The organism is Aeromonas sp. 602200 (assembly GCF_049173895.1).
Lineage (GTDB): Bacteria > Pseudomonadota > Gammaproteobacteria > Enterobacterales > Aeromonadaceae > Aeromonas > Aeromonas veronii_A.
In genome coordinates this window covers 1-13,879 of record NZ_JAAKSL010000010.1, presented here as the reverse complement: position 1 = coordinate 13,879, position 13,879 = coordinate 1, and the positions used below count along the sequence as shown (strand labels likewise).

Genomic DNA, 13,879 nt, shown 5'->3' with positions numbered 1-13,879 from the left:
GTCTCTGTTCGGGTATGAATTCAGCCCAGCTTGGCGCCATTCTCCACCGCCCGCTCGGGGATGGCCATCACCACGGCGCCATCCGGCCGGTAGAAACCGGTCAGTAGAAACTCCGACTGAAACGGCCCTATCTGTTTGGTCGGGAAGTTGACTACGGCGATGATCTGGCGGCCCACCAGCTGCTCTGGCTGGTAGAGGGCGGTGATCTGGGCACTGCTCTTGCGAATCCCCAGTTCGGGACCAAAATCCGCCCACACCTTGTAGGCCGGTTTACGTGCCTCAGGGAACGGCTCGACCCGCACCAGAGTGCCCACCCTCAGCTCCACCATCTCGAAATCCTGCCAGCTAATCGTCTCCATTTCGGCTCCTGTTTATCGTGCACCTCGCATGACCCGCAGCATGGCCCAAAGAGAGCATCCCGTCTTCGGCGATCAGCCGTTTCGTTACGGCAGGCGGCCGTTTTGCTGGCGCCAGAGGGACGGAGTGAGCCCATTCTCACTCAAGAAGCGCTCGCCGAAGGCCCCCTGATTCTGGTAACCGCAGCGGCTGGCAATCTCGCCAACGGGCAGTTGCGTACCGGCAAGCAGGGTGCGCGCCAGCGCCATGCGTCGACTGCGAATGTAGTGGGAGACGCTCACCCCCAACTGCTGGCGAAAGGCGAGCTTGAACTGGCTCTGGCCAAGACAGGCGATGGCGGCGAGTTGCTGATTGGTCAGCGGGGCGGCGAGGTTGGCCTCGATATGGCGCTGCACCTTGAGGATGCGGGCGGCAAGGCGCGGTGTGGCAGCGCTCTGCATCCCCAGCCCTTCCGCCAGCAGGGAGAGCCACACCTGCTCCATGCCCGCCACCTGCCGACCCTCGGCCACCATGCGGTGCAGAAAAGCGAGGTAGTGACGCTGGGGCTCATCCAGCTCGATAAAGGGGCGGGCAGCCAGATCGCCGGGCAACCAGTCGCTCTCCTGCACCAGAAACGAGAGCGCAGGATCGGCGGCGTAGTCGTGTCGCTCGCCGGGGGCGATGACGCAGGCAGAACCGGGGGCAAGCCGACGCCCATGGCCCTGCACCTCAATCTCGAGGGGGCCGTCGAGGGGGATCACCAGCTGGGCAAAGTCGTGACTATGGCTACAAACGTGGTGGTGATAGTGGCGCAGGCTGAAACGGGACATGGCAGATAGCAATGACGCGGCTAGGGCCGCGTCATTGGGGGTTATTCCTTGTCGAAATCTTCGATCTCTTTGCCCAGCGCTTCCATGATGGCGCGCGCTTCGGCAGGGACGCTGTCCGGATGATCCTTGCGCAAGTCTTCGTCGCAAGGGAGCGGCTGGCCGGTGAAAGCGTGCAGGAAAGCTTCACAGAGCAGCTCGCTGTTGGTCGCATGACGCAGGTTGTTCACCTGACGGCGGGTGCGCTCATCGGTCAACACTTTCAGCACCTTGAGCGGGATCGAGACGGTAATCTTCTTGACCTGTTCGCTCTTCTTACCGTGTTCCGCGTAGGGGCTGACGTAGTCGCCGTTCCACTCTGTTCCCATGACTCACCTGTTCTCATTTAGCCGTGAGCGCGGATTTTAACCCTTAAGGAAATTAATGGCAATCCAACAGCAAAGCCATTTAGACGTCTGGAAGTGTTGACGGCCTTTTTAAGCTGGCGTAGTGTGGTTCATCATGATGCCAGCATTGGCACGATTGCGTGTGGCAAAAGCAGCGTGGCAGGAAGAGCGGCCACCGTCCAGAGAGATCAAGGAGAGAAACATGACCCACAAGGCCACCCTGGCGGTTCGCACCGGGATTGAGACAGACCAGCAACACGGTGCCGTGGTGCCGCCTATCTACCTCTCCAGCAACTACACCTTTGCCGACTTTGGCGAGCCCCGTCAATACGATTATGCCCGTTCCGGCAACCCGACCCGCACCAATCTGGCGGACGCGCTGGCGGCACTGGAAGGGGGCGCTGGCGCTGTGGTCACCGGCACCGGCATGGGTGCTATCCATCTGGTCACCACCGCCCTGCTCAAGGCTGGGGATCTGCTGATTGCCCCTCACGACTGCTACGGCGGTACCTGGCGCCTGTTCGAGTATCTGGCGACCAAGGGCCACTACCGGGTGCAGTTTGTCGATCAGGGGGATGAGGCCGCACTGGCCGCCGCTCTGGCCCAGAAGCCTGCGCTGGTATGGGTCGAGACCCCCTCCAACCCGCTGCTGCGGGTGGTGGATATCAGCGCCATTGCCAGCGCCGCCCACGAGGTGGGTGCACAGGTAGTGGTGGACAACACCTTCCTCTCCCCCCTGCTGCAACAGCCGCTGGCACTTGGTGCCGATGTGGTGGTGCACTCCACCACCAAGTACATCAACGGTCACTCAGACGTGGTGGGCGGGGTGGCGATTGCCAAGGAGGCCGCACTGGCCGAGTCGCTGGTGTGGTGGGCCAACTGTCTGGGGCTCACCTCCGGGGCGTTCGACTCCTACCTCACCCTGCGCGGCCTGCGCACTCTGGCCCCCAGATTGCGCACCCATCAGGAGAACACCGATCGCATCCTCGCCTTCCTGCAACAGCAGCCGCTGGTGAAACGCATCTATCACCCCAGCCTGCCGAGCCATCCGGGCCACGATATTGCGCGCCGTCAACAGTCCGGCTTTGGCGCCATGCTAAGTTTTGAACTCGATTGCAGCGAGGCGGGCATTCGCGCCTTCCTCGCGGCCCTCACCCTCTTCTCGGTAGCCGAGTCCCTCGGCGGGGTGGAGAGTCTGGTGGCCCATCCGGCCAGCATGACTCACAGGGCCATGACCCCGGCGGCGCAGCAGGCAGCTGGCATCAGCGCCCAGCTGCTGCGGTTGTCGGTCGGTATTGAACACGGTGAAGATCTGGTGGCCGATCTGGCACAGGCTTTTGCACAGGCGCAGCAGGCAGAACAGGTAGCGAAGTAATGGAACAGCAGCAACAAGGAGAGATCGCGGTGGCAACAGAAACAGGCTTGAAGCGACGTCACGTCCACAAATTCGGTGGCAGCAGTCTGGCGGATCCGGTCTGTTATCGCCGAGTCGCCAGCATCGTTGAACAACAGGTGGGTGGGGATGAATTGATCGTGGTCTCCGCCGCCGGCAAGACCACCAACCGGCTGATCCAGCTGGTGGAGCTGGCCGAAGCGGGGGACGAAGCTGCTGGCGAAGCCATCTCCGCCCTCCACGCCTATCAACAGGGGCTGATCGACGGCCTGCTGGAGGGCGAGCTGCAGCTCGACCTGAGCAAGCAGCTGGCCGACGACATGCAGCTCATCGCCAAGACGCTTGAGGGGCAGTTTGACCGCTTCGCCCGCAACGGCCTGCTCGCCTTTGGCGAGGTGTGGTCGGCACGCCTGCTGGCTGCCCTGCTCACCAGCCGCGGCGACAAGGCTATCTGGCTCGATGCCCGCAGCTTCCTGCGCGCCGAGGATGGCGCTCTGGTCAAGGTGGATACTGCGCTCTCCAGCGAACTGCTCAAAGCGCGACTGGCGGAGCATGCCGGTCGTATCGTGGTAACCGGCTTTATCGCTGCCGACATGGAAGGGCGCTCACTGCTGCTCGGTCGCAACGGTTCCGACTACAGCGCCAGCCTGTTGGCGCTGCTGGCGGACGGCGAATCCACCACCATCTGGAGCGACGTGGCCGGGGTCTACAGCGCCGACCCGCGCCGGGTGAAGGAGGCGCGTCTGCTGGAGCGCCTGAGCCTCGCCGAAGCCAACGAGCTGGCCCGCCTCGGCTCCTCGGTCTTGCACTCCCGTACTCTGCAACCGGTGGCTGACAGTCGTCAGCGCCTCACCCTGCGCTGCAGCTACAACCCTGACGAGGGCTGCACCCACATCCTGCGCCGCGCCCCCCGCTCCGGCGGTGCCCGCATCGTCTCCTCGGTGGATCAGATCGCCCTCATCGAGCTGAAGGTGCTGCCACAGACCAACTATGAGCAGACGGTGGCCACCATCGAGGCCCATCTGGCCCGTCACCGTCTCAATCCGCTCACTCTTCAGCGCCAGCCGGATCGCAGGGTGCTGCGCCTCGCCTATACCCTTGAGGTAGCGCAGGGGGCTTTCGAGCTACTGCGCGACTTTCAGCTGCAAGGGAGCTTCACCGGCCTCATCCAGAAGGAGGGGTACAGTCTGGTAGCGCTGGTGGGGGCCGGCGTCACCGACAATGCCGAGCAGTGCCACCGCTTCTACCAGCTGCTGGCGGATCAGCCGCTGGAGTTCGTCCAGGTGGCCAAAGATGGCCTGAGTCTGGTGGCAGTGCTGCGTCAGGTAGTGCTGGAACCCCTGCTCATCGCCATGCACAGCGCCCTGTTCAGCCGCCCCAATCGGGTCGGACTGGTGGTGTTCGGCAAGGGCAATATCGGCGGCCACTGGCTGAGCCTCTATGCCCGCGAAAAGGCGCGCCTCGAACATGAACTCAATCTGGCGCTCACCCTCTACGGGGTGTTCAGCTCGGAAGGGGGCCTGCTCGATGAAGAGGGACTGGATCCGCTCAAGGTGCAGGACAACTTCGCCCCCAAAGCGCTGATCTGGCCCGAACTGCTGGCCCAGCTGGAGCAACACAGCTTCGACACCCTGATCGCCATCGATTTGACCGCCAGCGAAACGGTGAGCCGCTACTACCCCGACTTCGCCCAGCTCGGCATTCACATCATCGCCGCCAACAAGTTTGCCGGCGCCGCCGACAGCGAGTTCTACCAGCGCATCAAGCAGACCTGCCGCGACCATCAGGTGCAGTGGCGCTACAACGCCACCGTGGGCGCTGGGCTGCCAATCCAGTCCAGCATCCAGATGCTGCGCCAGAGCGGCGACCGTATTCAGGGGGTCTCCGGCATCTTCTCCGGCACCCTCTCCTGGCTGTTCCAGCAGTATGACGGCAGCCGCCCCTTCTCCGAGCTGGTGGACGAGGCGTGGCAGCACGGTCTGACCGAACCGGATCCCCGCGAAGATCTCTCAGGTCAGGATGTGCGGCGCAAGCTGCTTATTCTGGCACGGGAAGCGGGCTTCGAGCTCGACTCCGCCGATATCGAGCTGGAGAATCTGGTGCCCGTTACGCTTCGCAAGGTGACCGCCGATCAGTTCATGGACAGACTGAAAGAGCTGGATGGCCCGATCCAGACCGCCTTCGAAGGGGCCAAGCGCCTCGGCAAGGTACTGCGCTACGTCGCCCGCTTTGAGCATGACGGCAAGGCGCGGGTCGGACTGGAGGCGCTGGAGCCCCATCACCCGTTTGCCAACCTCTTGCCGTGCGACAACATCTTCGCCATCGAGAGCGACAGCTACCGCACCAACCCGCTGGTGATCCAGGGGCCGGGGGCGGGTCGGGAAGTGACAGCCGCAGCCATCCAGTACGATCTGTGGCAGATCTGCGCCAGCCTCTAAGGCTGATATGCAAAGGGAGCAGCGCCTCAGCTCCCGCGCACAATAAAAAAGCCCGAGTCGATGACTCGGGCTTTTTGCTGAATGTCGCTTCGATTAGGAGAAGCAGGCCTGCAGCACGTAGAAGATGGCGATAGCCAGAATGGCACCGGCAGGCAGGGTGATGATCCAGGAGACCACGATGTTGCGCAGTACCCCCAGATTCAGCGCCGCAATACCGCGCGCCAGACCGACACCCATCACAGCACCGACCAGGGTCTGGGTGGTGGAGATGGGCAGACCGGTGCCGGAGGCAATCACTACGGTCGCGGCAGTCGCCAGCTGGGCAGCAAAACCACGGCTCGGGGTCAGGTGAGTGATGCCGGTACCGACCGTCGCCATCACCTTCTCGCCCATGGTCGCCAGACCGATCACGATACCGATACCGCCAAGGGGCAGGATCCACCAGGCAATGGCTGCCTGACTGGAAATCTCGCCACCAGAAGCCACGATAGAGGCCACCGCAGAGAGCGGGCCGATGGCGTTGGCCACGTCGTTGGAGCCGTGGGCAAAGGCCATGGCACAGGCGGTGATCACCATCAGGATGCCAAACACCTTCTCCACGTTGGCGAAGTGCATCTTGCTGTCATCCTGCGGGTTGTACTTCTGGCCGCGAATGTAGATCCAGCCGGCAAACGCCACTGCGATGGAGATGGCGATGGAAAGCAGAATGCCCTCGCCATCGCTCAGGTGCAGACCAACGTGGGTCAGCCCCTTCTTGATGGTCACCAGACAGATAACCAGCGCAGTCAGGAACATGTAGAACGGCACATAGCGCTTGGCGTTGTTCAGGGGATCATCGGTGTTGAAGATAAGCTTCTGCACGCTGATGAACATGAAGTAGGCGATGACACCTGAGATGGCCGGGGTGATGACCCAGGAGCCGACGATGCCGCCAAACTTGCTCCACTGCACCGCTTCCGGGCCAATGCTCACCACAGCGAAACCGACGATGGCACCGATGATGGAGTGAGTGGTGGAAACAGGCCAGCCGAAGTAGGAGGCGAGGATCAACCAGGCACCTGCCGCCAGCAGGGAGGCGATCATGCCGAGCACCAGCAGGTCCGGGCTATCGACAAACGCATTGCTGTCGATGATGCCGTTACGGATGGTGGCCGTCACTTCGCCACCGGCCAGATAGGCACCGGCAAATTCGAAGATCATGGCAATGATGATCGCCTGACGGATGGTCAGGGATTTGGTGCCGACCGATGTCCCCATGGCGTTGGCCACGTCATTCGCGCCAATACCCCAAGCCATCAAAAAGCCGAACAAGGCCGCCACGAGCACCAGAGTGGTGCCGTAATTCGCGATAATGTCCATTAGTAGTGTTTACCCAGTCAGTCGATTACGAACGAGCCAGCATCAGTTCCAGACGGGCGCCTACGCGCTCAGCCTGATCTGCCAGGTCACCTACCCATTCGAGGATCTTGTAAAGGAACATCACATCGATCGGATTGTAATTGTGCTCAACCGCTTGCAGCTGTTGGCGCAGTCCGATCTGCATGGTGTCTGTATCGTCCTCGATCAGATCCAGCTGGTGGATCATCTCGGCAACCATTTCCACTTCCCGTCCTTTGAAGCCGGTCTCGAGCAGCTCGTCGAGCTCCCCGATCGCTTTCTCGGCCTGAGCGGTCGCATCAATACAACGTTTGAGGTAAGCCATGAAATCCGTCCGCATTTCAGCGGGGAACTCCATGCGACGGCCAAGCATGCGGCCGGAGATATCCTTGGCACGGTTGGCAATCTTGTCTTGCTGGGTCAACAGCTCCAGCAGGTCGGTACGTGCAACCGGCAGGAACAGGCCGCGAGGCAGTTTCAGACGGATTTCACGCTTGAGGGTATCTGCCTCTTTTTCCAGTTGGGCGATCTGCTGCCGGATCTTCTCGGCATCTTCCCAACGGTCTTCGGCAACGGCGTCAAAGAAAGGAACCAACTGCTGTGAGCACTGGTGAACCTTGACGATATGCTTCTGCAGCGGCTTGATGGGGGACTTGGCAAAAAGCCCCAAAATAGTATTTACTGGCATGGCCAAACCTGTGTCGGTGAAAAAACACTCGATACGATTTTATGAGGCGCGCATGGTAACCGAACTGCGCCCTCAATTAAACCGCGAATTAATCTAGTCGTCTCGCGGGCATTATATCCCCGCGACCCGAATCCTGCCCCCCAAAGTTGCCTGCCAGCCCGGAATGACTATGCAAACTGAGATCGAGATAAAGTTTTTTGTCGCCCGCGACATTCAAGCCAAGTTATCCAACCTGCTGAATTCTCTTGAGATTAAAGAATCGTCACAACAGCAGCTCGGCAACGTCTATTTCGATACGCCGACCCTAGCTCTGCGCCAGCTGGAGATGGGACTGCGGATCCGCCGCTGCAACGCCTTCGCCGAACAGACCATCAAATGCCGTGGCCAGGTGGTGGGCGGCCTGCACGCCAGACCCGAGTACAACACCCCCGTGAGCGGCGATCTGCCGACCCTCTCGGCCTTTCCCGATGAAATTTGGCCGACCCTGACCGAGCGTGACCACATTCAGCAGCAGCTGGTCGCCCAGTTTCGCACCGACTTCCTGCGCCGCCACTGGCTGATCGTCTTCGAGGGGGCCGAGATTGAGCTGGCCTGGGATCAGGGCGAGATAGTCGGCAGCCAAGGCAGCACCACCATCAACGAACTGGAACTGGAGCTCAAATCAGGCGCTACCGCGGCGCTGTTTGCGCTGGCCCAACGCCTCGCCAGGATCGGCGGGCTACGCCTTGGCGCCCAATCCAAGGCTCAGCGCGGCTATCGACTGGCTGGTCTTGGCAAACCGCTGTCCCTGCAGGCGCTGGTCGAGCATGAAGGTATGGATGGCATAACGGGGGTAAGCGAGGGGCTGGGTCACTGGCAGCACCACGAGCAGCTCTGGCTGGAGCATCCTCAGGATAAAGGCATTCAACAGCAGGCACTCGCGGCCCTGTGCCAGGGGATCGATCTGGTCGCCCGCAGTGCGGCCGCGCTGCCACAACCCGCACCTTGGCTGCCAGCTCTGACCAGCCTGCACGCCCATCTGCAAGCCCAATCGGACGAGCAAAACGAGTGGCCTGCCGAACTGGCCGATCTCTTCCTCTATCCGGCGTATGTCGAGTTGCAGCTGGCCATCGCCACATGGCTGCATCACGCAGCCTGAGCGTGGCCATACCGGTACTAAAGGTCGGAAATAAAGGCCAGAAACAAAAGCCAAAAACAAAACGGGTGAGCCTTGGCTCACCCGTTTTGCATTACAGCAGGTTGAGCTGCTGCATGGCGCTGCGAATGCGCTCGCGGGTCGCTTCCGACAGCGGCATCACCGGCAGGCGACACTCCTCGCTGCAGAAACCGAGCAGGGAAGCGGCAAATTTGGCACCAGCCGGGCTCGGCTCGGCAAACATCGCCTGATGGAGCGGAATGAGCTTGCCTTGCAGCTCACGCGCTTCTTGCCACTTGCCCGCCAGCGTGAGGTTCTGCACCTCGGCTACCAGCTTGGGGGCCACGTTGGCGGTCACCGAGATACAGCCTTGGCCGCCGCCGATGTTGTAGGCCACAGCCGTGGCATCTTCACCGGATAGCCAGGCGAAGGGCTTTTTGATCAGCTGGCGCTCGGTCCAGGGGCGCGCCAGATCGCCGGTGGCATCTTTCACCCCGGCAATGCGCGGCAGCTCGGCCAGACGGGCCAGGGTCGCGGGTTGCACGTCAACGATGGCGCGCGGCGGGATGTTGTAGACGATGATCGGCTTGGCGGTGGCATCGTGTACCGCCTTGAAGTGGTGGTAGAGCCCCTCCTGATTGGGACGGTTGTAGTAACCGGCTACATGCAGGGTGGCATCGGCCCCCACCCGCTCGGCATGGAGGGTGTACTCGATGGCTTCGACCGGATTGTTGGAGCCCGCTCCGGCAATCACCGGAATACGGCCAGCGACCTGTTTGACCACCAGCTCCACCACTCTGCAATGCTCGTCGTGGGTAAGGGTCGGACTTTCCCCCGTGGTACCCACCGGCACAATGCCGTGAGTACCCTGCTCGATATGCCACTCCACCAGACGCAGCAGCGCCTCTTCATCCAGCTTTCCCTGTCGAAACGGGGTGATCAACGCAACGATTGAACCTTGAAACATGGGATCTCCTTCTCCTAAATGACGCGCATATGGCAATAAAAAACCCCGGTACGATGTGCGCAACCGGGGTTTGAAGCTTCTCAGGGATGAGAGGTTACGCGCGAACGTCGGCAGGCCCGAATTTCAGGCTTTTTTTGTGCTTTCGTTTCAACCCGTTGAACCGCATTTCGTCATCTCTGGTCAAAAAATGGTGTCTGGGCATATTTCGGGAACACGGCATAAATGTCAAGGCGAAAGGGGCTATGTATAATGGCCGCCCAAAATTGCGTGGAGAGACCCGATGAGCAGCCCAATCAGTGCCGTCAGCCAGATGCTGGAACGAAACCAAGCCCTCTTTGTCGGCAAGCGGCTACTTGTCTGCGGCGCGCTGGAGGATGACTACCCCCGCCAGCTGGCGAGCCTGGCCCAGACCCTGACCGTCTTTACCACCGATTACTGCTACTACCGCAGCCAGCAGGCGGCCCTCGGCGAGGCCATTCTGTTCGACCACCAGCTAGGCGGAACGCCCCGCTTCGATGCCCTGTTGCTGCTGATGCCCAAGGCCAAGGCCGAGGCACAATATCTGCTGGCCATGATGACCCCCTTGCTCGAAGCGGGTGCTGACCTGTTCCTGGCCGGTGAAAACCGCGGCGGCATCAATGGCGCCGACAAGCTGCTGGCCCCCTATGGCGAAAAGCCGATCAAGCGCGATTCGGCCCGCCGCTGCTCCCTCTATCATGGTGAGCTCTGCAAACCGGTCGCCCCGTTCGATCTGGATAGCTGGTTTGGCCGCTATCAGTGCAAGGCGGGTGATACCGAGCTGACCGTGCTGGCGCTGCCCGGCGTCTTCAGCGCCGCCGAGCTGGACCTCGGCACCCAGATGCTGCTGGCCGCCGTGCCGCCGCTGAAGGGCGAGCTGCTCGATTTCGGTTGTGGCGCCGGAGTGATTGGGTCTGTGCTGGCCAAGCGCAATCCGGATCTGCGGGTCAACATGGTGGATATCAGCGCGCTGGCGCTCGAATCGAGCCGCCGCACCCTGGCGATCAACGGTCTGCAGGGCAAGGTCACCGCTTCCGATGTCTATTCGGATGTCTCCACCCGTTTCCAGCACATCGTCTCCAACCCGCCATTCCATGCGGGTCTCAAAACCTTCTATGCGGCAACCGAGCAGTTCCTGGCCAAGGCGCCGGAATTTTTGCTGCCAAATGGTTCGCTGACCATTGTTGCCAACGCCTTCTTGCGCTACCAGCCTATACTGGAGACACACTTCAAACGGACTGAAGTGATCAGCAGTGATGCCAAATTCAAGGTCTATCTGAGCAAAATGTAAATAAGTGTAAGCAGCACAATAAAACAGCTAGAGAGCGCCATCCGGCATCTGATAAGGTATTAAGCGCACGATTAAAACCACCCCTTTAGGGGTGTTTTTATACCGAACATTGAAAACCTTTTCATGTTGTTAATTCAGGGAGAGAAATACGATGGCAGGCATATTGACCATGATCCTGGCTGGTGGCGAAGGTACTCGCCTGCAGCCTCTGACCACTACCCGCAGCAAGCCTTCCGTCCCCTTTGGTGGCAGCTACCGGCTGATCGACTTTGTCCTCAACAACTTCGTCAACGCCGACTTTCTGCGCATCTATGTACTGACCCAATTCAAATCACAGTCCCTCTACCTGCACATGAAGAAGGGGTGGAATATAGTCGGCATCACCGACCGCTTTATCGATCCCATCCCGGCCCAGATGCGAATGGGCAAACGCTGGTATGACGGCACCGCCGATGCTATCTACCAGAACCTCGGCTTTATCGAGCGGGCCGAACCGGATCATGTCTGCATCTTCGGCTCCGACCACATCTACAAGATGGATGTGAGCCAGATGGTCACCTTCCACAAGCAGAAGAACGCCGCCATGACGGTCGCGGCACTTCGCATGCCCATCGAAGAAGCGAGCGCCTTCGGGGTGATCGAGGTGGATACCGAAGGGCGGATGATCGGCTTTCAGGAAAAACCAAAGCAGCCCAAGCACATTCCCGGCGATCCGACCCAGGCGCTGGTCTCCATGGGAAACTACATCTTCGAGACCGATGCCCTCTGCCGCGAGTTGAAGCGGGATGCCGCCGAGGAGAACTCCAGCCACGACTTTGGCAAGGATGTGATCCCGAGCCTCTACCCGCGTGCCCCCGTCTATGTCTATGACTACAGCACCAACGTCATCCCCGGCGAGAAACCGCACGTCTACTGGCGGGATGTGGGCACCCTCGACTCTTATTGGCAAGCGCACATGGACCTGGTGGCCGACAATCCCCCCTTCTCCCTCTATAACCGAAAGTGGCCCTTGCACACCCACTATCCGGCGCTGCCGCCTGCTACCTTCATCGACAGCGACGAGTGCAAGGTGAAGATCGCCAACTCGCTCATCTCCGCCGGTTGCTTCATTCAGGGCAGCCAGATTCAGCGATCCATCCTTGGTTTTCGCTGCAATATTGGCGCGTGCAGTCATATCAGTGAATCCGTGCTGCTGGGGGATGTGAAGATTGGTGAAGGGTGCTCCATCAGGCGCGCGATTATAGATAAAAATGTTGAAATTGCGCCCGGCACCGTTATCGGTGAAAATCTGGACCACGATAGAGAGCGATTTACCGTATCCGAAGGCGGTATCGTGGTGGTACCTAAGGGAGCAAGAGTTGGCTATTAACCCACTGAAAATCCTGTTTGTTGCCTCGGAAGTTGAGGGGCTGGTCAAGACCGGGGGCTTGGCCGATGTCGCCAGAGCCCTGCCGATGTATCTGGCCCAGAAGGGACATGATGTCAGGATCATGCTCCCCTTCTACAAGACGATAAAGCGACGGGATGAGGCCAGACTGGTGGCGTCACGCTGGTTGCCAACCCACCCCGGGCTGCCGGATATCGGTTATCGCATCTACCAGATGGAGCTGGATGGCGTCTGCGTCTATCTGCTCGACTGCCCGCAATATTTCGATCGTCCCCAGCTCTACGCCGAGAACAATCAGGCCTATCCGGATAATGGCGAGCGCTTTGCCTTCTTCTCGGCCGCGGCCCTCCATGCCTGCGAGCAGCTTGGCTTTGCCCCGGATATCGCCCACTGCAATGACTGGCACACCGGCCTGCTGCCACTGCTGCTGAAAACCCGCCACGCTCACAACCCCTTCTTCCAGCAGACCCGCAGCGTGATCAGCATTCACAATGCGGCGTTTCAGGGAGTGTTTGGCCGCGAGCAGTTCTGGGCCATGCCCGAGATCGCCGACTACGAACGCCGCATCAACTACGACTACGGCCACGTCAATCTGCTCAAATGCGGGGTGCTATACGCCGACAAGATCAATGCGGTCAGCCCCAACTATGCCCAGGAGCTGCTGACTCACCTCGGCGCCCACGGCATGGCGCATATCTTCCAGCAACGGGCGGCGGATCTCTGCGGCATCCTCAACGGCTGCGATTACAAGGACTGGGATCCGGAGTTCGACGAATTCCTGCCTGCGACCTACAGCATCGACAACATGGCTGGCAAACAGATCTGCAAAGAGAGCCTGCAACAGGAGGCGGGGCTGGCCGTGGCGGACTTGCCCATCTACGGCATGGTTTGCCGCCTGACCGAGCAGAAGGGCGTTCCCCTGCTGCTCCCTGCGCTGGAGAAATTCCTCCACCATCAGGTACAAGTGGTGATCGTCGGCTCTGGCGATCCTGCGCTCGCCACGCAACTGCAAACCATGGCCCGGGATTATCCGGGCAAGCTTGCCTTCATCAACACCTATGACGATCGACTGGCTCATCTGGTCGAAGCCGGTGCCGACTTCTTCCTGATGCCCTCGCTGTTCGAGCCTTGCGGCCTCAACCAGATGTACAGTCTCGCCTATGGCACCCTGCCACTGGTGCGCGCCGTGGGTGGTCTGAAAGATACCGTGGTGGATTGGGATGCCGATCCCGAGCATGCCACCGGCTTCTGTTTTAACGATCCGACTGCCGCCATCCTGCTCGATACCATGCGTCGCAGCCTGCTCTATTTCCTGCAGGACAAGGAGCGTTTTGCCAAAGTGCAGCGCAATGCCATGAGCACCCGCTTCAACTGGCCTGACTCGGTCACCCAGTATGAACGGATGTATCAGAGCGCATTGGGCCGTTACTGAACGCCAAACGTCAGCTGATTGCTGAAGTTTTGTACCCTTGGCGCCACTTTGGGCGTCAACAGCGAAAAAAGTCCCCTTTGGCTGTTGACGCTCCCCCAAAACTCTATAGAATCCCCCTCCGCAGTGATGCGAAGGTGGCGGAATTGGTAGACGCGCTAGCTTCAGGTGTTAGTGTCCCACGGATGTGAGGGTTCGAGTCCCTCT

Annotated in this window: 12 protein-coding genes; 6 read left to right on the top strand and 6 right to left on the bottom strand. The window is 60.4% G+C overall.

Annotation, left to right across the window (positions count from 1 at the left end):
- Positions 1-20: 20 nt before the first annotated feature.
- From G5221_RS12835 to metJ, 3 genes are all read right to left on the bottom strand, one after another.
- A complete protein-coding gene (locus G5221_RS12835) occupies positions 21-359 on the bottom strand; it encodes a tRNA-binding protein (RefSeq protein ID WP_040067328.1) in 339 nt (112 codons plus the stop codon).
- An 84-nt stretch (positions 360-443) separates the two neighbouring features.
- Positions 444-1,166, bottom strand: coding sequence for a helix-turn-helix domain-containing protein (locus G5221_RS12830; protein ID WP_421263352.1), 723 nt, complete (start codon positions 1,164-1,166; stop codon positions 444-446).
- A gap of 41 nt (positions 1,167-1,207) precedes the next feature.
- Positions 1,208-1,531: a met regulon transcriptional regulator MetJ gene (gene metJ / locus G5221_RS12825; RefSeq protein WP_005343046.1), complete on the bottom strand. Its 324-nt coding sequence runs from the start codon at positions 1,529-1,531 to the stop codon at positions 1,208-1,210.
- 220 nt (positions 1,532-1,751) lie between these two features.
- Here metJ and metB point away from each other — a divergent pair, with 220 nt between their 5' ends.
- Both metB and G5221_RS12815 read left to right on the top strand, forming a co-directional pair.
- Positions 1,752-2,924, top strand: coding sequence for a cystathionine gamma-synthase (metB, locus tag G5221_RS12820; RefSeq protein WP_279623948.1), 1,173 nt, complete (start codon positions 1,752-1,754; stop codon positions 2,922-2,924).
- Complete coding sequence (locus G5221_RS12815; RefSeq protein ID WP_421263351.1) at positions 2,924-5,380, top strand: bifunctional aspartate kinase/homoserine dehydrogenase II; 2,457 nt, start codon at positions 2,924-2,926, stop codon at positions 5,378-5,380. The genes metB and G5221_RS12815 overlap by 1 nt, the downstream gene beginning before the upstream one ends.
- A gap of 93 nt (positions 5,381-5,473) precedes the next feature.
- Here the strand turns inward: G5221_RS12815 and G5221_RS12810 are convergent, their stop codons facing one another.
- The gene (locus G5221_RS12810; protein WP_005343043.1) at positions 5,474-6,739 is read right to left on the bottom strand and encodes an inorganic phosphate transporter; all 1,266 of its coding nucleotides are present in this window, start codon (positions 6,737-6,739) and stop codon (positions 5,474-5,476) included.
- 25 nt (positions 6,740-6,764) lie between these two features.
- On the bottom strand, positions 6,765-7,445 hold the full coding sequence (locus G5221_RS12805; protein ID WP_005340244.1) for a TIGR00153 family protein: 681 nt from the start codon (positions 7,443-7,445) through the stop codon (positions 6,765-6,767).
- Between the two features lie 169 nt (positions 7,446-7,614).
- Here G5221_RS12805 and G5221_RS12800 point away from each other — a divergent pair, with 169 nt between their 5' ends.
- Positions 7,615-8,583 carry an inorganic triphosphatase gene (locus G5221_RS12800; RefSeq protein ID WP_421263350.1) on the top strand — a complete coding sequence of 323 codons (969 nt, stop codon included), beginning with the start codon at positions 7,615-7,617 and terminating at the stop codon, positions 8,581-8,583.
- Between the two features lie 91 nt (positions 8,584-8,674).
- On the opposite strand, the gene dapA is transcribed toward G5221_RS12800, so the two are convergent.
- Complete coding sequence (gene dapA / locus G5221_RS12795; protein ID WP_421263349.1) at positions 8,675-9,547, bottom strand: 4-hydroxy-tetrahydrodipicolinate synthase; 873 nt, start codon at positions 9,545-9,547, stop codon at positions 8,675-8,677.
- A 280-nt stretch (positions 9,548-9,827) separates the two neighbouring features.
- Between dapA and rsmC the strand changes: the two genes are divergently transcribed.
- The 3 genes from rsmC (at position 9,828) to glgA (ending at position 13,675) form a co-directional block, all read left to right on the top strand.
- Complete coding sequence (gene rsmC, locus G5221_RS12790) at positions 9,828-10,856, top strand: 16S rRNA (guanine(1207)-N(2))-methyltransferase RsmC (protein ID WP_421263348.1); 1,029 nt, start codon at positions 9,828-9,830, stop codon at positions 10,854-10,856.
- Between the two features lie 151 nt (positions 10,857-11,007).
- A complete protein-coding gene (glgC, locus tag G5221_RS12785; RefSeq protein WP_005340236.1) occupies positions 11,008-12,225 on the top strand; it encodes a glucose-1-phosphate adenylyltransferase in 1,218 nt (405 codons plus the stop codon).
- Positions 12,215-13,675 (top strand): glycogen synthase GlgA, encoded by a 1,461-nt coding sequence (gene glgA / locus G5221_RS12780; protein ID WP_005343039.1) that lies wholly within the window; start codon positions 12,215-12,217, stop codon positions 13,673-13,675. Before glgC ends, glgA begins: the two co-directional genes overlap by 11 nt.
- The last annotated feature ends 204 nt before the right edge of the window (positions 13,676-13,879 follow it).

What these genes read in the sequence shown, in the direction of transcription:
- G5221_RS12835 (WP_040067328.1), bottom strand. Translation starts at nt 359, where the DNA reads ATGGAGACGATTAGCTGGCAGGATTTCGAGATGGTGGAGCTGAGGGTG.
- G5221_RS12830 (WP_421263352.1), bottom strand. Translation starts at nt 1,166, where the DNA reads ATGTCCCGTTTCAGCCTGCGCCACTATCACCACCACGTTTGTAGCCAT.
- metJ (WP_005343046.1), bottom strand. Translation starts at nt 1,531, where the DNA reads ATGGGAACAGAGTGGAACGGCGACTACGTCAGCCCCTACGCGGAACAC.
- metB (WP_279623948.1), top strand. Translation starts at nt 1,752, where the DNA reads ATGACCCACAAGGCCACCCTGGCGGTTCGCACCGGGATTGAGACAGAC.
- G5221_RS12815 (WP_421263351.1), top strand. Translation starts at nt 2,924, where the DNA reads ATGGAACAGCAGCAACAAGGAGAGATCGCGGTGGCAACAGAAACAGGC.
- G5221_RS12810 (WP_005343043.1), bottom strand. Translation starts at nt 6,739, where the DNA reads ATGGACATTATCGCGAATTACGGCACCACTCTGGTGCTCGTGGCGGCC.
- G5221_RS12805 (WP_005340244.1), bottom strand. Translation starts at nt 7,445, where the DNA reads ATGCCAGTAAATACTATTTTGGGGCTTTTTGCCAAGTCCCCCATCAAG.
- G5221_RS12800 (WP_421263350.1), top strand. Translation starts at nt 7,615, where the DNA reads ATGCAAACTGAGATCGAGATAAAGTTTTTTGTCGCCCGCGACATTCAA.
- dapA (WP_421263349.1), bottom strand. Translation starts at nt 9,547, where the DNA reads ATGTTTCAAGGTTCAATCGTTGCGTTGATCACCCCGTTTCGACAGGGA.
- rsmC (WP_421263348.1), top strand. Translation starts at nt 9,828, where the DNA reads ATGAGCAGCCCAATCAGTGCCGTCAGCCAGATGCTGGAACGAAACCAA.
- glgC (WP_005340236.1), top strand. Translation starts at nt 11,008, where the DNA reads ATGGCAGGCATATTGACCATGATCCTGGCTGGTGGCGAAGGTACTCGC.